The sequence below is a fragment of the Photorhabdus sp. RM323S genome, from assembly GCF_042879375.1.
Classification (GTDB): Bacteria; Pseudomonadota; Gammaproteobacteria; order Enterobacterales; family Enterobacteriaceae; genus Photorhabdus; species Photorhabdus tasmaniensis.
Window position 1 is genome coordinate 64,193 of the sequence record NZ_JBHFKZ010000016.1, and the last position, 19,916, is coordinate 84,108.

The 19,916-nt window shown below is 44.4% G+C and carries 13 protein-coding genes, 1 pseudogene and 1 CRISPR repeat array; of the genes and pseudogenes, 11 read left to right on the forward strand and 3 right to left on the reverse strand.

All coding sequences use genetic code 11. The features are described from left to right. The first annotated feature begins 303 nt into the window (after nt 1-303). Nucleotides 304-1,245, forward strand: coding sequence for a Kdo(2)-lipid IV(A) acyltransferase (locus ACGF7G_RS09595; protein WP_387465005.1), 942 nt, complete (start codon nt 304-306; stop codon nt 1,243-1,245). Between the two features lie 565 nt (nt 1,246-1,810). Then, nucleotides 1,811-3,349 carry a peptide MFS transporter gene (locus ACGF7G_RS09600; RefSeq protein WP_387465007.1) on the forward strand — a complete coding sequence of 513 codons (1,539 nt, stop codon included), beginning with the start codon at nt 1,811-1,813 and terminating at the stop codon, nt 3,347-3,349. 117 nt (nt 3,350-3,466) lie between these two features. On the opposite strand, the pseudogene ACGF7G_RS09605 reads toward ACGF7G_RS09600, so the two are convergent. The 3 genes and pseudogenes from ACGF7G_RS09605 to ACGF7G_RS09615 form a co-directional block, all read right to left on the reverse strand. Next, nucleotides 3,467-3,568 (reverse strand): annotated as a pseudogene (locus tag ACGF7G_RS09605) (type II toxin-antitoxin system RelE/ParE family toxin); the annotation flags it as partial. Nucleotides 3,569-3,705: 137 nt separating this feature from the next. Continuing rightward, nucleotides 3,706-4,098: a hypothetical protein gene (locus ACGF7G_RS09610; protein WP_387465009.1), complete on the reverse strand. Its 393-nt coding sequence runs from the start codon at nt 4,096-4,098 to the stop codon at nt 3,706-3,708. A gap of 223 nt (nt 4,099-4,321) precedes the next feature. Then, entirely contained in the window at nt 4,322-5,155 is an 834-nt protein-coding gene (locus tag ACGF7G_RS09615) for a MurR/RpiR family transcriptional regulator (protein ID WP_387465011.1), read from the reverse strand. Nucleotides 5,156-5,459: 304 nt separating this feature from the next. Here ACGF7G_RS09615 and ACGF7G_RS09620 point away from each other — a divergent pair, with 304 nt between their 5' ends. From ACGF7G_RS09620 to tssI, 9 genes are all read left to right on the forward strand, one after another. Beyond that, entirely contained in the window at nt 5,460-6,971 is a 1,512-nt protein-coding gene (locus ACGF7G_RS09620) for a CoA-acylating methylmalonate-semialdehyde dehydrogenase (RefSeq protein ID WP_387465013.1), read from the forward strand. 16 nt (nt 6,972-6,987) lie between these two features. Further along, nucleotides 6,988-8,922 carry a 3D-(3,5/4)-trihydroxycyclohexane-1,2-dione acylhydrolase (decyclizing) gene (gene iolD / locus ACGF7G_RS09625; protein WP_387465015.1) on the forward strand — a complete coding sequence of 645 codons (1,935 nt, stop codon included), beginning with the start codon at nt 6,988-6,990 and terminating at the stop codon, nt 8,920-8,922. A gap of 356 nt (nt 8,923-9,278) precedes the next feature. After that, nucleotides 9,279-10,265 carry an inositol 2-dehydrogenase gene (gene iolG / locus ACGF7G_RS09630; RefSeq protein WP_387465016.1) on the forward strand — a complete coding sequence of 329 codons (987 nt, stop codon included), beginning with the start codon at nt 9,279-9,281 and terminating at the stop codon, nt 10,263-10,265. Between the two features lie 117 nt (nt 10,266-10,382). Then, nucleotides 10,383-12,053: a solute:sodium symporter family transporter gene (locus ACGF7G_RS09635; RefSeq protein WP_133815939.1), complete on the forward strand. Its 1,671-nt coding sequence runs from the start codon at nt 10,383-10,385 to the stop codon at nt 12,051-12,053. A gap of 196 nt (nt 12,054-12,249) precedes the next feature. Continuing rightward, nucleotides 12,250-13,383, forward strand: coding sequence for a Gfo/Idh/MocA family protein (locus tag ACGF7G_RS09640; protein ID WP_387465028.1), 1,134 nt, complete (start codon nt 12,250-12,252; stop codon nt 13,381-13,383). Nucleotides 13,384-13,458: 75 nt separating this feature from the next. Further along, nucleotides 13,459-15,363, forward strand: a complete 1,905-nt coding sequence (gene iolC, locus ACGF7G_RS09645) for a 5-dehydro-2-deoxygluconokinase (RefSeq protein WP_387465017.1) — start codon at nt 13,459-13,461, stop codon at nt 15,361-15,363. A gap of 39 nt (nt 15,364-15,402) precedes the next feature. After that, nucleotides 15,403-16,293: a myo-inosose-2 dehydratase gene (gene iolE, locus ACGF7G_RS09650; RefSeq protein WP_387465019.1), complete on the forward strand. Its 891-nt coding sequence runs from the start codon at nt 15,403-15,405 to the stop codon at nt 16,291-16,293. Nucleotides 16,294-16,340: 47 nt separating this feature from the next. Next, on the forward strand, nt 16,341-17,168 hold the full coding sequence (gene iolB / locus ACGF7G_RS09655; RefSeq protein ID WP_387465021.1) for a 5-deoxy-glucuronate isomerase: 828 nt from the start codon (nt 16,341-16,343) through the stop codon (nt 17,166-17,168). Nucleotides 17,169-17,219: 51 nt separating this feature from the next. Next, nucleotides 17,220-17,909: a CRISPR direct-repeat array (repeat unit 28 nt; unit sequence TTTCTAAGCTGCCTGTACGGCAGTGAAC). 1,015 nt (nt 17,910-18,924) lie between these two features. Then, on the forward strand, nt 18,925-19,916 hold a 992-nt coding region (tssI, locus tag ACGF7G_RS09660; RefSeq protein ID WP_387465023.1), incomplete at its 3' end, for a type VI secretion system tip protein TssI/VgrG.

Consider the following 19,916-nt stretch of genomic DNA (forward strand, 5'->3'; position numbering starts at 1 on the left):
TACAAACAGTAATATTATCCACCCACATTGTAAATAGCCTCTAGAAAACTATTTTAATAACTATTTATCAACAACTTATAAGACATCATTCTTTACGGATAGCAAAACTGGATGACAGACGAACACGCCACTCTACTAGCGAAAGAAAACAGCAGGCAGTTTAGTAGAACCGGCCAGAACATGACTCACAATCGATATCCTAAACATTTCATGTCTGAAAACTTCGATATCCCGTCAAAAAGTGTCACAATAGGCGAATTGTTTTGTCCATCTTATTTGGAACCATAAATAACCTGAGAATCCATGATACACGCACCTTCTTTTCAACGCTCATTGCTTCATCCCCGTTATTGGCTTACCTGGTTTGGTATCAGCCTGCTTTACTTGCTGGTCCTGCTCCCCTACCCCATTATTTATTGGATAGGCACCCGTCTGGGCAGATTCTCCATGCGCTTTTTGAAAAAACGCACCAGAATTGCCGAAAGAAATCTTGAGCTATGTTTTCCGGATATGTCGCAAGAGAAACGCAGTGAGCTGCTAATAAAAAACTTCGAATCCGTCGGAATGGGGGTATTTGAAACAGGTATAGCCTGGTTTTGGCCGGACTGGCGGGTAGAACGCTGGTTTAAAGTTACCGGGCGGGAAAACATCCAGAAAATCCAGGCTAGTGGACAAGGAATTGTCGTTATCGGTATTCATTTCCTGACGCTGGAACTGGGTGCCAGAATTATCGGTTTACTCAATCCGGGAATTGGTGTTTACCGCCCAAATGATAATCCGGTCGTGGATTGGTTACAAATATGGGGACGACTGCGCTCCAACAAATATATGCTGGATAGGAAAGATGTCAAAGGCATGATCCGCTGCCTGAAAAATGGTGAAATCGTCTGGTACGCGCCCGATCATGATTACGGCCCACGAAATAGCGTATTCGCGCCACTATTTGCGGTAGAACATGCTGCAACAACCACAGGCACCTCTATCCTTGCGCGTCTCGCTGATCCGGCAATGATCCCATTTACCCCCCGCCGTCTGCCTGACGGAAAAGGTTATGAATTAATTATTCAACCTGCGGTAGATGGATTCCCTAAAGATGATGAAGTGAAAGCAGCAGCTTTTATGAACAAAATCGTGGAACAGGAGATCTTACAGGCTCCTGATCAATATATGTGGCTACATCGTCGCTTTAAAACCCGACCTAATGGTCAGCCTTCTCTGTACGGGCAGGCTGACAAAGTTCATTAAATATCATTAGCGGCTGTTTCTTCATCCAAGAAACGGCCATAATGAGTTTCAATACAGCCTGATAGTCCATTATCTTATTCCAATACTGGTGTTGTACCTTTTAATCCTATTCATTACCGATTTTTATACAAAAAATAGAAACTAAAATGGCTAAATAAAAACAAAGCTAACAATCAAATGACTGTACTTTTTTACCTTTCATTATCACTCTCAATATCTGGACTCTGAAAAAATTATTTATATCTCATAACTATTATTGAATGACTTTAAAATCTTTTTATTTACAAAAATATGAATAAGTCAATAGTTATCATCATTACGTGATAAAAAATGAGATTTCTGTCGAACTTTACCATGAAAAATGGAATATAAAGCACGAGATATCCTGTTTATTAATAAAATTAGCCGGAAAGTATGTTAAAAATATATTAATAAGACAGGATGTCATTTACTAAAAAAGCGTGGCTTTTTTGTTTGCTCTAAACCAACGCTGAGAGAGCTTTTCAAGAGCTTGATTTGTTGCACACACTACACTCCCAGAGTGCAGTATTACAGGAAAACTTAGATGCAATCCTCTATTAACAACACAAAAAACCGAACCTTTTTTGGGCATCCTTATCCATTAAGTTCGCTGTTCTTCACAGAAATGTGGGAACGTTTCTCTTACTACGGTATTCGCCCACTACTGATCTTGTTTATGGCGGCATCCATCTACGATGGTGGTATGGGTATTCCTCGTGAACAAGCAGCTGCTATTGTTGGTATTTTTGCCGGTAGTGTTTATTTGACTGCCCTGCCTGGCGGATGGCTGGCAGATAACTGGTTAGGTCAACGTCAAGCCGTCTGGTATGGTTCGATCATTATTGCGTTAGGACATCTGTCTATCGCACTTTCCGCTTTTTTAAGTCATCACTTGTTTTTCATCGGTTTATTACTGATCGTACTAGGTACAGGACTGTTTAAAACCTGTGTCACCGTTATGGTCGGAACTCTGTATAAAAAAGATGACCCACGCCGTGATGGTGGTTTTTCCCTATTCTATATGGGAATTAACATTGGTTCCTTCATTGCTCCGCTGACTACAGGCTTGCTGGTTCGTGACTATGGCTGGCACTGGGGTTTTGGTATCGGTGGATTGGGAATGCTGGCTGCCCTATTGATATTCCGTTTCTACACGATCCCTTTGATGCGCCAATATGATAAAGAGGGTGGTTTGGATTCAAATTGGGATCGCCCTACAGTAAAGCGTAAAAACGTCGGCAAATGGGTCTTTGCTACTGTTATCGCTATAATTGCCATTATTGCTCTGCTAATCCTTGGTATAATTCCATTCAATCCGATAACCGTAGCCAGCACAATGGTCTATGTGATCTCATCCTGTGTAATACTTTACTTTGCCTATCTGTTCCTGTTTGCCGGCTTAAGCAGTAGTGACCATTCGCGCCTGCTGGTCTGTTTTATCCTGCTGGTATCTGCTGCATTCTTCTGGTCTGCATACGAGCAAACACCAACTTCATTCAACCTGTTTGCCAATGATTATACTGACCGTATGGTAATGGGGTTTGAGATCCCGACAGTATGGTTCCAGTCGATTAATGCACTGTTTATTATCCTGCTGGCCCCCGTATTCAGTTGGTTCTGGCCCAGATTGGCAAAAAACAATATCAACCTAAGCAGTATCAGTAAATTCATTATTGGTCTTCTGTTAGCCGCTGGTGGTTTTGGCGTGATGATTCTGGCTGCGCAAAATGTGCTGGCAACAGGTGAAACCGTTTCTCCTTTCTGGCTGGTATCCAGTTCTCTGTTTCTGACACTCGGTGAACTGTGCCTTAGCCCGATTGGCCTTGCCACTGTGACGCTGCTGGCACCATCCCGAATGCGTGGTCAGGTAATGGGCTTGTGGTTCTGTGCAAATGCACTGGGTAATCTGGCCGCAGGCCTGATTGGTGGACATGTTCGTGCAGATCAACTGGACAGCCTGCCTGATCTGTTCTCCCGCGTATCTCTGGCTCTGATTATTTGCGCGGCCGTGTTGATGGTGTTAATTGTCCCCATCCGCCGTCTACTCAATTATGCTGATAAGTCAGAAGCAAAAGCTCAATAATATTTATCGCCAGCATAAAGCCATCTGAATCATAAGATGGCTTTATGCCCCTAAAAACAAATCCATCAGTGTACTGCCGTTATGATTGATGGCTTAACTATATTTATTTCCCTCAGTTTAATAGTTATGAGGATCCAGATATGTATCAACTGCAATACCATCAATCCATTGAAAAATAAGCCTGTATTGCCTGTTCACTCTTATTGAGCACCATCCCTTAAATAACCATTCAAATGTTCAACTGGGAAGCATAGCCGGACAAAAAAGCAATATCAGCCAAAGGGTTACGACTGTTAACCAATAAATTATAGAGGTGAACTCATTTAATTTACTACTCAAATAACTTTGAATAGTGATCATTTCTTATCAAAAAAGTTACTTCTGGTCATTCCCCCGTTCTGTTCAATTCGATGAGCTCGTTCAATATCCCGCTGGATTGAATCATTAAATCTATGATTCAATCCTCCATTGATCCCATAATTAAATCGTTCATCATCCTGCCAGCGTTCGGCATATCTTTTTGTTTCTTCAACCTGTTTTTTCTGTTCCCATTTTTTCACAAGTTCATTATCCGCAGTGAGTTTATCCACATTCAAATGGTTGGATTCAAGATTTTCTCTCTGCTTCATATATTCTGCCGATGGCTTATTGTCTGCCGGAATATCACTTTTGTAATGGAAATTTAAAGCAAATGACTGGAAAGAAATTGCAGATAAAATGACGAAAATGTAACGCGATCCTTTAATCATCGTGTGATCCCTCTTTAAAACCATAACTCCAAACGATTATTAAATAATTATTGTCAATAGGAATCAACAACATTTACGTATAAAAAACCGGTTATCAATATCAGGTTTACATTTTGTTTAAACAGAGATTTTTCCACTAACCCGGTAGAAATTAACCCGCCGGCACCAACGGGTTAATAATGATTAAAGTGTTCATCAGGAATACAAGAACGCCATTTCAAAATTAAATAGTGTTTCCTTGCCGATAAGCCAGAGCAACTGCCAAAGATTGCACTAAACACAACGTTGCAGACTGGGAACGAAATGCATCCACCTGTGCTTCTTTAACCACAAAACAGACATCACTGAAACTGGCAAGGGGGCTAATCTGGCTATCAGTAATCACTATCTGTTTCGCCCCGGCCTTCGCTGCCCTCTCACTGATCATCACTGTCTCTTCTGCATAAGGGGTAAAGCTGATTGAAACGACAACATCTTCTTGCCCGATTAAGTTCATTTGCTCCCTGAACATCCCCCCCAAACCATCCACTAATAATGGACGGCATTCCAGATGACTCAATGCATAAGAGAGATAAACAGCCACACTGAAAGAACGGCGCAGCCCAATAATGTAGATATTCTTAGCTTGAGCCAATAAGTCTACCGCGTTTTTTAAATCTTCAGGGGCTGTTCGGGTAGCTAACTGTTGCATAGCCTGCACATTTGAACGAGCAAATTCCTGCAAAATATGCTGTGGATCTTCCAGCGGCTCCTGCTCACCATCCAGTTCCCTGAATAATCTGGCTCTGTCTGCATAACTGGCGGTCTCTTCTACCATATGCACACGAAATAGCTGTTTCATTTCATTAAAGCCGCTGAAATTAAACGCATTAGCGAAACGAATTAATGTTGATGGAGGAACATCAGCTTCTTTGGCTATCACAGCAACCGTATCAAAAGCCATACTATTAGTATTATCCAGCGCATATCGGGCTACTTGTTGCAAGCGTTTACTCAATTCACCATAGCGTGAACGGACTTGTTCTTGAAATTCATTCAGATTCGATGCTACAGACATAAATCCCCCATAAAATTTATCGCCAGCAATTGTAATAGTTTTGCAGCATAAGATGAATCATATTTCATTTTTATAGTTGAAAATGAAATATATAATCCATTAATTTTCATGATTTACTATTATCATCATATTGATTAACAACTAATTAGTTACCTAATTACCAACTATTCATAAAAACATTACGCCGATCACACCAATTGCTTTTTGCGCCAAATATCATTGAAAATGAAATAAATATTCCATATACCTGTTACCAACGTTTCTGATTCAGTACAAACATTAACATCTGCAAGAGAGGCTTAGAATGGAACAAATAAAGAATTATGTCAGCGGGCAACTCATTCCTAGTCACAGCACCCGTTTTTCTCCTGTTTTCAATCCAGCGACGGGAAAACAGATACGTCAGGTCGCACTAAGCACAGCCGATGAAGTTGAGCAGGCAATTGCAACTGCTCATCAGGCTTATCGCGAATGGTCTAAAATTTCACCGCTTAAACGTGCCCGTGTGATGTTCCAGTTCAAAACATTACTGGAAGCCAATATAGACAAATTAGCGCAACTGATTTCAGAAGAGCATGGAAAAATCTACTCAGATGCTATCGGTGAATTAACTCGTGGTCTGGAAGTCGTTGAATTTGCCTGTGGCATTCCTCATTTGCAAAAAGGTGAACATTCCGCTAATACCGGAACAGGCGTCGATAGCCACTCATTGATGCAACCTTTAGGTGTTTGTGCCGGTATCACCCCTTTTAACTTCCCGGCAATGGTTCCTATGTGGATGTTTCCTATCGCTCTGGCGACAGGAAACACTTTCGTATTGAAGCCTTCAGAAAAAGATCCTTCTCTTGCTGTTGAATTGGCACTACTGCTTAAACAAGCCGGTTTACCTGATGGCGTATTTAATGTTGTCAACGGCGATAAAGAGGCAGTTGATGTACTATTGACTGATCCGAGAGTACAAGCCGTTAGCTTTGTTGGTTCTACCCCTATCGCCGAATATATCTACACGACGGCCTCTGCTCATGGGAAGCGCTGTCAGGCACTCGGGGGGGCAAAAAACCACTGTATTCTCATGCCGGATGCGGACCTTGATATGGCTTGTAACACCATTATGGGTGCAGCTTTTGGCGCGGCAGGAGAACGTTGTATGGCGCTGTCTGTGGTATTAGCGGTTGGGGATGAAACCGCTGATGCCTTGATTGCAAAACTACATCAACAGATCAGCAAAATGTCTGTCGGCCCCGGTATGACTGCAAGTAAAGAGAATGATATGGGCCCGGTTATCTCAGCCCAGCACAAAGCCAAAATCTGTGACTATATCGCCAGCGGCGAAGAACAAGGGGCCAGCCTACTGATCGATGGCCGTCAACTCAATGTTCCCGGTTATGAAAATGGCTATTTTATTGGCCCGACGCTGTTTGATAACGTCACGCCAGAGATGAAAATCTATCAGGAAGAGATTTTCGGCCCGGTCCTGGCCATTGTTCGTGTACCTGATTATGCCACCGCACTAACGTTAATTAATCACCATCAATATGGTAACGGTACCGCCATATTCACCTGCGATGGAGAAACCGCCCGCCAATTCAGCGAAGAGGTACAGGCCGGTATGGTCGGCATTAATGTCCCAATTCCGGTACCAATGGCATTCCACAGCTTTGGTGGCTGGAAACGTTCAATTTTTGGTCCACTTAACGTTCATGGCAATGATGGGGTCCGTTTCTACACCCGCATGAAAACAGTCACCAGCCGTTGGCCGGAAAGTATCAGGTTAGAACATCATGCCAGCAGTTTTATCATGCCAACGATGGAATAAAATGGAGTTCTGTAGCATGAACAAATCAACAATGACAACCGCTCAAGCATTGGTGAAATTCCTGAATCAACAATATGTGGAAATAGACGGTGAACAATCCCCCTTCATCAGAGGAATTTTTACCCTTTTCGGTCATGGTAATGTTGTCGGATTAGGCCAAGCACTGGAGCAAGATCCCGGTCACTTGACCGTTTACCAGGGATGCAATGAGCAAGGCATGGCCCATATCGCAACCGGTTTTGCCAAGCAGAAAAAGCGCAAACAGATTTTCGCTGTGGCCTCCTCTGTCGGCCCTGGTTCTGCCAATATGGTAACCGCCGCTGCAACCGCTACAGCTAACCGGATCCCGCTGTTGCTATTACCCGGTGATCTCTTCGCCTGTCGCCAACCTGATCCGGTTTTACAGCAAGTTGAGCAATTCCATGACGCTACTATTAGCACAAACGACTGTTTCCGCCCTGTTTCCCGTTACTGGGATCGTATCTCCAGACCGGAACAACTCATGAGCGCAATGATTAATGCCATGCGAGTTCTGACCGATCCCGCTGATACCGGCGCTGTCACAATTTGTCTGCCGCAAGATGTTCAAGGCGAGATTTGGGATTTTCCTGACTATTTCTTCCAAAAACGGATCCATCGTATTGAACGCCGCCCAGCATCTGTCGCCATGATCAACGATGCAGTGACACTCATCAGCCGCAAGAAAAAGCCCTTGTTAATCTGCGGTGGCGGTGTGCGCTATTCAGAAGCCCATGAAGCTTTCCGTCAGTTCGCAGAAAACTTCAATATCCCTTTTGCTGAAACACAGGCAGGTAAAAGCGCGGTGGTTGCCGGCCATCCACTTAATTGTGGTGGTTTAGGCACAACAGGCTGTCTTACAGCCAACCTGATAGCCAAAGAAGCGGATTTAATTATTGGCGTCGGTACCCGGTTTACTGATTTCACAACCGCATCCAAGTCGCTATTTCAAAATCCAGAGGTTGAATTTCTCACTCTCAACGTAGCGGAATTCGACGCCGGTAAACTGGATGCGGTCCCTGTTGTGGCAGATGCCCGGGCAGGATTAACTGCTATTGCAGAGCAGCTTATTCAATCGAATTATCGCAGTAGTTATCAAGATGAAATTTCTCAGGCGCAGGCAGTGTGGCGAAAAGAGTTAAATCGTCTATTCGAAATTCAGTATCAGGAAGGTTTTACGCCAGAAATCCCCGGTCATCTTGATGATAAATTGGAAGAATACCGCCAGACATTACAAACCCGCCTGACACAAACCAGGGTATTGGGATTACTGGATAAATACCTTGAACCCGAAGCGATTATTGTTGGTGCCGCAGGTTCCCTACCCGGCGACTTACAGCGGGTATGGCAACCTAAACAACCGGATACCTATCATCTTGAGTATGGCTATTCCTGTATGGGCTATGAGATAGCCGCTGCTATTGGTGCCAAACTCGCTTGTCCCGACCAACCCGTTTATGCCATAGCGGGTGATGGCTCTTATATGATGCTTCATTCAGAGCTGCAAACCGCAGTACAGGAAAATATCAAAATCACCGTGCTACTGTTTGATAACGCCGGATTCGGCTGTATCAACAACTTGCAAATGAGCCAGGGAATGGGCAGTTTTGGTACAGAAAACCGTTACCGGAACCCAGAAAGTGGTGACATGGATGGAAAACTGATTAAAGTCGATTTTGCCAAAAATGCCGAAAGCTACGGCTGCAAAAGTTACAGCGTTCACGATGAACAACAGCTGTTTTACGCATTACAGGAAGCCAGAAAACAGGCCTTACCCGTATTGATAGATATCAAAGTACTGCCGAAGACCATGACACATGATTATGAATCATGGTGGCGAATAGGAACGGCACAGGTAGCAGAGAATCCCGCGATAGAATCCGCATCAAAGAAAATAAAGGAGATGATTGCAACCAAGATACGTCAGTATTAACGGTTGACGGCTTGCCATCTGGCAAGCCACCTTCCCTGATGAATTTCAACACTATTTTTGAAATTTTTATTTCGAAAATAAACTGCTTTACCCTTTTATTCAATCTTTATGCTAAACGCAGCAATAACTTAATCGAATCGATATTTTCATTGGTTTTTAAAGGAAAAATAGTTTATTCCGGCCAGTACGAATTTTACTTTACGTGATCTGATTAACATAAATCCAATATTATAATTACAAAATGCTATCCGGCACGCAAAAATATAATTTCAAAATATAGTTAAATTGAAATAAATGTTTTATTTGATATATTCCTGAATATCCCAAAAGCAGTCCTCAGGTATCAAGGAGCATCCATGTTCAACATTGCATTATTTGGCGCCGGGCGTATTGGGCAGGTACATGCAGCGAATATCGCTAATCATACAGAAACCTGTCTTTATTCCGTTGTCGATCCGAACCAAGAAAGTGCTGAATCTTTAGCACGGAAATACCAGACAAAAGTACAAGCCGTTGAACAGGCAATATCGGATCCGGAAGTTCATGGTGTTCTTATTGCCTCTGCGACGGACACTCATGCAGATCTGATCGAACTCGCAGCAAAATATCACAAAAAAATCTTCTGCGAAAAACCGGTTCACCTTGATATTGAACGTGTTCATCACTGCCTTGAAACCGTTAAACAGTATCAAGTCCCCTTATTTATTGGTTTTAACCGTCGCTACGATCCGCAATTCCGACGGTTAAAAACACTGTTTGATACCGGCACAATAGGCAAAGCCGAATCTCTGCTCATTACTTCCCGTGATCCCTCGCCTCCCTCTGCTGAATACGTCAGAGCCTCTGGGGGGATGTTCCGGGATATGACAATACATGACTTCGATATGGCACGTTTTATTCTCGGTGAAGAACCATGTTCAATATATGCCCAAGGCAGTAATCTGGTTGATCCGGCAATTGGGCAAGCAGGTGATATTGACACCGCCTTTATCGTTATGAAATTCCCATCAGGCGCAATGGCAACTATTACTAACAGCCGCCGTTCCGGTTATGGCTATGACCAGCGGATTGAACTACATGGTGAAAAAGGGTTGCTTAGTGCCGGTAACCTCAAAGAAAACAGCGTTGAACTCTGGGAAAACACCGGCTGTTTAGCCGCCAGACCAGAGCTCTTCTTCCTGCAACGTTACCGGGATGCCTACATTGCTGAATGGGATCATTTCGTCAATGTCATGGCTGACCGTGCCACATCAGAATGCAGTGGTTTTGATGGCAAACAGGCACTCTATCTGGCCGATAAAGCGCTTGAATCCCTGTACTCTGGTAAAGAAATCAAATTATAAAACAGGCCACACCGGAATAACTGACCCACAATTTATTTTCACAATAAAAACGGGAAAAACCCCTTTCCCGTCAGCTCATTTCTGCCTGAAAACCGGCAATCAGGCGTGGAGGATAATATGTCAGCTTTTCTCTCATTTATCGGATTTACCCTATTAGTCGCTGGCTTTGCTTATTACAAAACACATAATGCCCGGCTGACAGAATCCACTGAAGGCTATTTTCTTGGCGGGCGTTCTCTCACCGGTATTTATATCGGTAGTTCTATGCTATTAATGAACCTTTCTACAGAACATTTAGTCGGTCTAAATGGGTTAGCATTCCGAGCCGGATTTATCGTCATGGCCTGGGAAGTAATAGCCGCGATTACCATTGTTTTATTTGCTATTTATTTCCTGCCTAAATATCTGAAATTCGGCATTTCAACCATTCCTGAATATCTTGAACGCCGGTTTGACAAAAATACCCTGCTTATTACCTCAATACTATTCCTGGCTATGTATGTCATTTCACTGCTGCCAATTGTGTTGTATACCGGTGCGATTGCATTAGAAAGTCTCTTCCAGGTTTCAAATGTATTCAGCGTCGATAAAACCACAGCGTTATGGGTTATGGTTTGGGGTGTCGGTGGATTAGGTGCCATTTACGCTATCTTTGGGGGTATTAAAGCGATTGCAGTGGCGGATACGATTAACGGCGTCGGCTTAATCGTCGGTGGATTAATGGTAACAATTTTTGCCTTGCTGTATGTCGGCAATGGCGATGCCTGGCAAGGGTTAATTGCAGTTTATCAGGCTAACCCTGATAAATTTAACTCTATCGGCAGTGAGGATTCGCTGGTTCCTTTCTCCACTTTATTTACCGGTTTAATTGTTTCCAATATGTTTTTCTGGTGTACCAATCAATCAATCGTTCAGAAAGCGCTTGGTGCAAAAAATTTGGCCGAAGGGCAAAAAGGCGTCATGTTGTGTGCCTTCTTTAAGCTCATCATTCCATCCATTATTATTCTGCCAGGCATTATTGCGTTCCATATTTTCAAAGGACAAATAGATAACCCGGATAATGCCTATCCACAATTGGTACATCTGGTTTTGCCTGAAATATTGGTTGGCTTTTTTGCGGCTGTCGTTGTCGGTGCCGTATTCTCCACATTTAGTGGAGGACTTAATTCATCTGTGACACTTTTTATCGTTAATATCTACAGACAACGCATCAACAACAAAGCAACCGAAGCTCAAACCGTCGCTGTTAGTAAATATCTGGGGCTTGGGTTGGCTTTAATAACCATGATCGTTGCCCCATTAGTTGCTAATGCGCCGGATGGCCTGTTCTATCTCATTCAACAATTACAGGGAATTTTTAACGCCCCCATTCTTAGTGTGGTACTGGTCGGCTTAATGACTAAACGTGTGCCCCCTATTGCCGCTAAACTCGGCCTGCTATTCGGTATGTCCGCTTATATTATCTGTAACTTCATTTTAAAAATTGACCTGCATTTCTTTCATTTGGTCGGTATTTTATTTGCCCTCAATATTATTTTCATGCTGACTATTGGTTATTTCTTTCCAGCCAAACCATTTGCAGATGTTTATACCGAGCAAGTAGATATTACGCCGTGGTCTATGGTGAAACCTGTTGCATGGTTAATTGTTTTGGGCGCGATTTCTATGTACGTATTTCTCGCACATCATGTTCCCACAATAATAATGATTATTTATTACCTGATTGCGGCACTAATCCTGCTTTATCTGTTCTCTAAAGTGGGTAAGGTTCTGTTTAAGAAACAATAGAAAAATCTCTTTATAACGCTATGTTATCTGAAAAATCCTGATCAGATCACAACTCGAAATTAATATTTCTAAAAAAGTTTAACATGAAACAAACATTCCGTATAACAGGTGTGCGACAACAACCAGGGTTAACAAACACTCAAAAACCTACTGCACGCAATAAACGGTTTGTCAGCTTTAATTCGGAGAAACCATGATGAAAAAAATTCGTATCGGATTAATTGGTGCTGGTTACATCGGGCGGGCACATGCAATTGCTTATACACAAGCTCCGACTGTTTTCCCTCTGGCCGGCAGACTCGTGTGTGAAATGGTAGCGGAAGTGACGACTGAACTTGCAGCAAAACGATCTAAAGCATTAGGTTTCCGGCGCTTTACCAATAATTGGCACGAATTGGTAGCAGATCCTGATATTGATGTTGTCGATATCTGCTCACCCAATTTCCTTCATAAAGAGATGGCGCTTGAAGCGATTAAGCACGGCAAACATGTTTATTGCGAAAAACCTCTGGCACTCAATTCAACTGATGCAAAATTAATGGCCGAAGCAGCCAAAAAAGCCGGCGTGAAAACACTGGTAGGTTTTAACTATATAAAAAACCCTACGGCACAACTGGCTAAAGAGATCATATCAAAAGGTGAAATCGGTGAAGTCGTCCATTTCTACGGCACTCATAACGAAGATTATCTGGCTGATCCACGCAATCCTATTCACTGGCACTGTTTCAACGATCAAGCCGGATTAGGGGCATTGGGTGATCTTGCTGCTCATATCATCAATATGGCGCAATATCTGGTCGATGATATTCAAACCGTTTGCGGGGATATGGACATCGTCGTTAAAAAACGCCCGAAAGAAACAGGTTCCAGCATTATGGTAGCGGTAGAAAACGAAGATCAAGCACACGCTATAGTCCGTTTCAACCACGGAGCAATGGGTATTATTGAAACTTCCCGTATTGCCTGTGGCCGAAAAATGGGATTGAACTACGTCATCACAGGAACAAAAGGGACGTTGAGTTTCACACAGGAAAGAATGGCCGAATTAAAACTTTACTGCCACGATGAACCCGCAAACCGCCAAGGTTTTAAAACTATTCTTATTGGCCCGGAGCACCCTGATTACGCACCATTCTGCAACGGCGCGGGTCATGGCATCGGCTTCAATGATCAAAAAACAGTGGAAATCAGGGATTTGATTAATGGTATCGCCAACAATCAAGAAATGTGGCCGGATTTCACCGAAGGCTGGAAAGTCTCGCGTATTCTGGATGCTATTGCCCATTCTTATAAAGAACAGCGCTGGGTGAATGTCACTGAAATTAATTAATTTTTTTAATTAACGCTCCATTATCGGAGCACACCATAGCAACACTTGATGTTGTACTCAATAAGGAGTTGTTCAATGGATCAGCAAAAAAAGTTTGATGTTATCTGTATGGGAAGGATCGCCGTTGACCTTTATGGTCAGCAAATCGGGGCTCGCCTGGAAGACATGGGAAGTTTTGCAAAATATCTTGGTGGTTCTTCCGGTAACGTTGCCTATGGTACTGCCCGTCAGGGACTTAAATCTTCCATGCTGGCCAGAGTTGGTGATGAACACATGGGCCGTTTTCTCCGGGAAGAGTTACAACGCGTCGGGTGTGATACCAGCCACCTGATTACTGATAAAGAACGTCTTACTGCACTGGTGCTACTGGGGATCAAAGATAAAACAACTTTTCCGCTGATTTTCTATCGTGACAACTGCGCCGATATGGCGATTACCCGTGATGATTTCAGCGAAGAATACATTGCATCAGCCCGCTGTTTGGTAATTACCGGAACACACCTCTCTCATCCGAATACCCGCGAGGCAGTATTAACTGCCCTTAACTATGCCCGCGGTAATGGTGTGAAAACGGTTCTTGATATTGATTATCGCCCTGTACTTTGGGGGCTGACTTCTCTGGGAGATGGTGAAACCCGTTATATCGAATCAGAACAGGTAACCATCCAGTTACAGGAAGTGTTATCACTGTTTGACCTGATTGTTGGAACAGAAGAAGAATTTCACATTGCGGGCGGTGCCACAGATACCATCGAAGCACTACGCAATATCCGTGAACAGACTTCTGCGGAACTGGTCTGCAAACGTGGGCCACTGGGATGTTCTGTTTTCACCGCTGCAATTCCTGATGATCTGGACGATAGCATTACCGTACAGGGAATTCAGATTGATGTCCTCAACGTACTGGGTGCGGGGGATGCTTTTATGTCCGGCCTGTTGCGGGGCTACCTTAATGGCGAAGGCTGGGAGAAAGCTTGTGCCTACGCCAATGCCTGTGGTGCATTAGTTGTTTCCCGTCATGGGTGTGCTCCGGCAATGCCAAATAAAAAAGAGCTTGATAACTATCTGTCACGAACCCATCAGGTACCACGCCCCGATTTGGATGAAACACTAAATCACCTTCACCGTATTGGCGCCCGTAAAAATCAGTGGGATGAACTGTACGTGATGGCATTTGACCACCGTATCCAATTTATCGACATGGCCCGTCAAGCCGATACCAGCCTCAAGCGGATCCCATTATTAAAACAACTTTTACTGCGTGCCAGCCGGGAAGTGGCCGCAAAAGCTGGATTACAAGGAAAAGCGGGCCTGTTATGTGACAGCACTTTTGGTCAGGATGTTCTAAATGAAATGACCGGCCAGGGTTGGTGGATAGGCCGGCCAATTGAACTCCCTGGCTCCCGCCCGCTCTGTCTGGAACATGGCAATATCGGTTCCCAACTGATCGACTGGCCGCTGGAACAGATCGTTAAATGTCTGGTGTTTTTTCATCCAGAAGATGCTCACTCGCTTCGTTTGGAACAAGAGAAAAAAATTCAGGAAATTTATGCCGCCTGCGGTAAGTCCGGCCATGAACTTTTGCTGGAAGTGATCTTACCTGCGGAAATGAAACATGCAGATGAATACTATATCCGGGCGCTCAAACGCTTTTATAACCTTGGCATTAAACCGGATTGGTGGAAACTTCCACCTCTCAGCGCCGATAGCTGGGACAAGATTAACCATTTAATCCAGCAACGGGACCCATATTGCCACGGCGTAGTGATTCTTGGTCTTGATGCACCACAGGAAGAACTCAAAGCCGGTTTCAATGCCGCAGCCGGAAAATCTATCGTTAAAGGTTTTGCTGTCGGAAGAACCCTGTTCGGTCGGCCTTCTCTACAGTGGCTAAAAAATGAAATTGATGATAACAACTTGATTCAACAAATAAAAACCAACTATCACAACCTGATTAGTCTGTGGCGTCAGCGCGGATAGGAATATAACAAAATTATTTCATCTTACTGGAGACTCATAATGACGGTTCAACTTGGTATTAACCCTCTAACCTGGACCAATGATGACTTGCCCACTCTTGGCGCAGAAACCTCGCTGGAAACCTGTTTAACTGAAGGCCGTCAGGCAGGCTTTACCGGTTTTGAACTGGGCAATAAATTCCCTCGTCAAGCCAGCGTACTCGGCCCCATTCTTGCCGCACACGATCTAAAACTGGTCTCCGGCTGGTACTCTGGTGAATTACTCACCCGTTCGGTAGCAGAAGAGATTAAAGCGGCACAGGCTCACCTGACATTGTTACGCGAACTGGGGGCTAATGTGATGGTATTTGCTGAAGTGACAAATTGCATTCACGGCGATCAGCGCAAGCCGGTCCATCTTCGCCCTCAATTTCCCGCTGATCGCTGGCAAGAATACGGTGAAAAACTGACTGCATTCGCTCATTACACTCAAGAACAAGGCGTTCAGATTGCTTATCACCACCATATGGGAACCGTCATTGAAACTGCGGAAAATATTGATTATTTGATGAAAAATACCGGAAATGAAGTTGGATTGTTGCTAGATACCGGCCATCTGACATTTGCTGGTGCTGATCCATTGGCGGTTGCAGAATGCTGGGCAGAACGAATCAACCATGTTCACTGCAAAGATATCCGCCCTGATGTCCTCAAGGATGTGAAAAATTGTAAAACCAGTTTCCTTAATGCAGTGCTGAATGGCGTATTTACCGTACCGGGAGAGGGTTGTGTAGATTATCCGTCAATTTTTCAGGTACTAAAAAAGCACCATTATAACGGTTGGCTGGTGGTTGAAGCAGAACAAGATCCTGCCGTTGCGCACCCGCTCACCTACGCAACGATGGGTTATAACAACTTACACAAATTTGCCAAGGATGCCGGATTGTTTTAATTAATCACGACTTGACTTACGCAAAAGCAATACTGAGGGTAGATAATATGTCCAAATTATTATCAAAATATCGTGCACCGGATCAAAACAAACGCACTCAACATATCACGCCGGAATTTGCAAACTGGAAATATGTCCACTTCGATGTTTATGAATTGGCTCCAAATGAAAAAATCGCAATACCGGCATCAGAAAACGAAACCTGTCTGGTGCTGGTGGCTGGGAAAGCCACGGTCACCACGCCACATCAGAAATTTGCGCATATTGGTGATCGCATGGGGCCATTTGAACGCAAAAAACCCTATGCAGTTTATATCACCGCCGGAGAATCGGTTGACGTCATTGCCGACACGGCTCTCGAACTGGCGGTATGCCAGGCACCGGGTAAAGGAAATTACCCGACGCGCCTGATTTCACCACAAGATATTGACGCAGAAAAACGCGGGCGCGGCTACAACCAGCGCTATATTCACAATATCCTGCCGGATAACAAACCGGCTGATAGCTTGTTAGTGGTCGAAGTCTTTACCGATGAAGGTTGCACCAGCTCCTATCCCAGCCATAAACACGATATGGACAACGAACCACAGGAAACCTATCTGGAGGAAACCTACTACCACCGCCAGAACCCATCTCAAGGATTCTGTATGCAACGCGTCTATACCGATGACCGTTCACTGGATGAATCAATGGCTGTTTACAACAAGGATGTCGTGATGGTTCCTAAAGGTTATCACCCAGTAGCAACCATTGCCGGTTACGACAATTATTATCTCAACGTCATGGCCGGACCAACCCGCAAATGGCTATTTACCTGGGAAAAAGACCATCAATGGGTTAATAGTGAAGAATATGCTCAGAAACATAAGAATTGATGCATATCGCCAGGAAGCAAGATTTTTTCCCCTTTTAGCGCACTCAATTGAGTGCGCCGCTGCCTGTACGGCAGTGAACTGAATGTGCTAAAAGAAAATCTAAAAGAAACATTTCTAAGCTGCCTGTACGGCAGTGAACACGCAGAAGCGCGGGTTTATTCTCCGCGTGACTTTTCTAAGCTGCCTGTACGGCAGTGAACGTGATGAGCCATCTGCCAGCCCCCGGTAATCGTTTCTAAGCTGCCTGTACGGCAGTGAACTGCCGACAAATAACGATTACCCAAAGCGTTATTTTCTAAGCTGCCTGTACGGCAGTGAACTTTAGCAGGTTAACAAGATAATTGCGTTCATCTTTCTAAGCTGCCTGTACGGCAGTGAACCTGAATATCATGTCATGAAGCGGCTCTCTATCTTTCTAAGCTGCCTGTACGGCAGTGAACACATATCGAATGAAGATTATCATTCCGGGAATTTTCTAAGCTGCCTGTACGGCAGTGAACTTGTGATCAGTTACTATAAATTTAGCCCAAAATTTCTAAGCTGCCTGTACGGCAGTGAACCCTATAACGACCTGCTTAACTTACAAAAAAAATTTCTAAGCTGCCTGTACGGCAGTGAACGACGAACAGAATCTGGCTTTTTTATTTTCCCATTTCTAAGCTGCCTGTACGGCAGTGAACCATTTTTTTAATGGTATCCCACGGTTCGCCAATTTTCTAAGCTGCCTGTACGGCAGTGAACTGTTGCATATTAACTTTAATCTATTGATTATTAAAGAGCAAAACGACTATAAAGGAGAAAAACCCTTTTTCCAAGCACAAGATAATCTCTTAATTAAATCAATAAGTTATAATTGACCACTAAAAAAGGGTCAAAAATAGCATCCTGTCTCTGGTCCCTTTCTATAATAAACTCGTAGAAAAGCCATGTTATTGCGGGTTAAAATAGTGTAAATATTGCCACATAAATTGACAACAGTGGTTCCGTGTCACGTCGTTCATTTCGGAGTATTGATGCTATGACAGGCATAACGCAGTCCGTTTGGTGATTTGTGATTTTTGACGATTGATCAGATCGTCAAAATCGGACTGAGTTCCCTCCAGTGATCTACTCTTTTGAAATCTTATTTAATCAATAAATTAACCCCATATCGTGGCGGTAAAACGACAAATTGGATCTTCACGCCAGTTTCAAATTGCTTAGTTGCTTACTGGATGAACAAGGAAATATTCAAACAGATGCATGGCAACACGATGCGGCATGGGGGCTTGTCAGGGAAAAATCTGTTCCGCCATGCTCCACGATATCAAACATTGGGCAAGACCATCCCCTCGCATCCCACTCTCGCCTGTTAGGCTTGAAACGCTAACTGCGTGACAACCGCACCACAAAAAAATTAGTGACTTACGTCACACTTTTAAAATTAATCGGATATTAACCAATCAAACAAACGAGACACCATACATTTTTTGTTATATTTTTCCGAACAGATATTAAACAGATAAAACTATTCATTCTTTGTCTTTACTCTCTCTGAGGTAACCCATGGCATAGCAGCCCAGGTTACCTGCTTGATTGCTCAATGAAGGTTATCAACAAGACTATCAGCAACAGACTGCTAGCAACCTCATTGTCTTAATGCTTTTCCTCAAGGCGGTCCCTTTGATCCCTTGATTATTTGATGACTACACGCAAAAAACCGCCGGGCCGAGGGTCTGTGCGTTGAATATCCTCATGAATAATTTAAGGGGGCGTGATGTCATTCCAGAAAAATCAACCCAGGCCATCGAGTGCCAAACACATTGCCGACCGGCTAGCGGCTCAAAGCGCCGGCGGCTTACTCTTTACCCTCACCGCCGGTGGATTACCGCCTGAAACCTTTGTGGTGGCCGCCTTCTCACTCAACGAAGCCTTCTCTACCCCCTTTAATCTGGCGGTCAGTTTAGCCAGTGCTGACCCGGCGATTGATTTCGCCGCCGTCCTTGATACCCGCGCCACCTTGACCATCCTGCGCGCAGGCAAAATCGAGCGCACCGTCACCGGCATGGTCGCCAGCTTTGTGCAGGGCAACACCGGCAAACATCAAACCCGCTATGAGATGACGGTGCGCCCCGATATGTGGCGCACCACCCTGCGCCAGAATTCACGGATTTTTCAGCAGCAGGATATCAAAACCATTCTCACCACCCTGCTCAAAGAGAGCGGTGTCCGGGATGTCGTGTTCAGGCTACGTTACCCACACCCGGAACGGGAATTCTGCGTTCAGTACCGGGAAACCGATTTTGATTTTCCCGGGCGCTTTAAAGACGAGCAGCACGGAGCCGATTTCACCCGCTACCGGCTGGAAGCCCTGCGCAACAATGCCCTGACTGGCTACGGTGAAAGTAACGACGCCGCAATGCAGCCGGGCGTGCTGTTTACCCTCACCGACCACCCCCGCGATGACCTCAACCAGCTCTGGCAGCTGGTCAGCGTCGCTCATAGTGGCAGACAGCCGCAGGCGCTGGCGCAATCCACCGGGGAGTCCGGCACGGTGATGAGCAACCACTTCACCTTTATCCCGACGCATCAACACTGGCGTCCAATGCCGACGCTCAAACCGGTCATAAATGGCTCGCAGATAGCCAAAGTGGTCGGCCCGGCGGGTGAAGAAATCTTCTGTGATAAATACGGCCGTATCCGGCTGCAATTTCTGTGGGACCGTTACGGCCAGAGTGACGACCACAGCTCCTGCTGGATACGGGTCAC

Bases quoted from the DNA above. Each gene is read 5' to 3' on its own strand.
- ACGF7G_RS09595 (WP_387465005.1), top strand. From the start codon at position 304: ATGATACACGCACCTTCTTTTCAACGCTCATTGCTTCATCCCCGTTAT.
- ACGF7G_RS09600 (WP_387465007.1), top strand. From the start codon at position 1,811: ATGCAATCCTCTATTAACAACACAAAAAACCGAACCTTTTTTGGGCAT.
- ACGF7G_RS09610 (WP_387465009.1), bottom strand. From the start codon at position 4,098: ATGATTAAAGGATCGCGTTACATTTTCGTCATTTTATCTGCAATTTCT.
- ACGF7G_RS09615 (WP_387465011.1), bottom strand. From the start codon at position 5,155: ATGTCTGTAGCATCGAATCTGAATGAATTTCAAGAACAAGTCCGTTCA.
- ACGF7G_RS09620 (WP_387465013.1), top strand. From the start codon at position 5,460: ATGGAACAAATAAAGAATTATGTCAGCGGGCAACTCATTCCTAGTCAC.
- iolD (WP_387465015.1), top strand. From the start codon at position 6,988: ATGAACAAATCAACAATGACAACCGCTCAAGCATTGGTGAAATTCCTG.
- iolG (WP_387465016.1), top strand. From the start codon at position 9,279: ATGTTCAACATTGCATTATTTGGCGCCGGGCGTATTGGGCAGGTACAT.
- ACGF7G_RS09635 (WP_133815939.1), top strand. From the start codon at position 10,383: ATGTCAGCTTTTCTCTCATTTATCGGATTTACCCTATTAGTCGCTGGC.
- ACGF7G_RS09640 (WP_387465028.1), top strand. From the start codon at position 12,250: ATGAAAAAAATTCGTATCGGATTAATTGGTGCTGGTTACATCGGGCGG.
- iolC (WP_387465017.1), top strand. From the start codon at position 13,459: ATGGATCAGCAAAAAAAGTTTGATGTTATCTGTATGGGAAGGATCGCC.
- iolE (WP_387465019.1), top strand. From the start codon at position 15,403: ATGACGGTTCAACTTGGTATTAACCCTCTAACCTGGACCAATGATGAC.
- iolB (WP_387465021.1), top strand. From the start codon at position 16,341: ATGTCCAAATTATTATCAAAATATCGTGCACCGGATCAAAACAAACGC.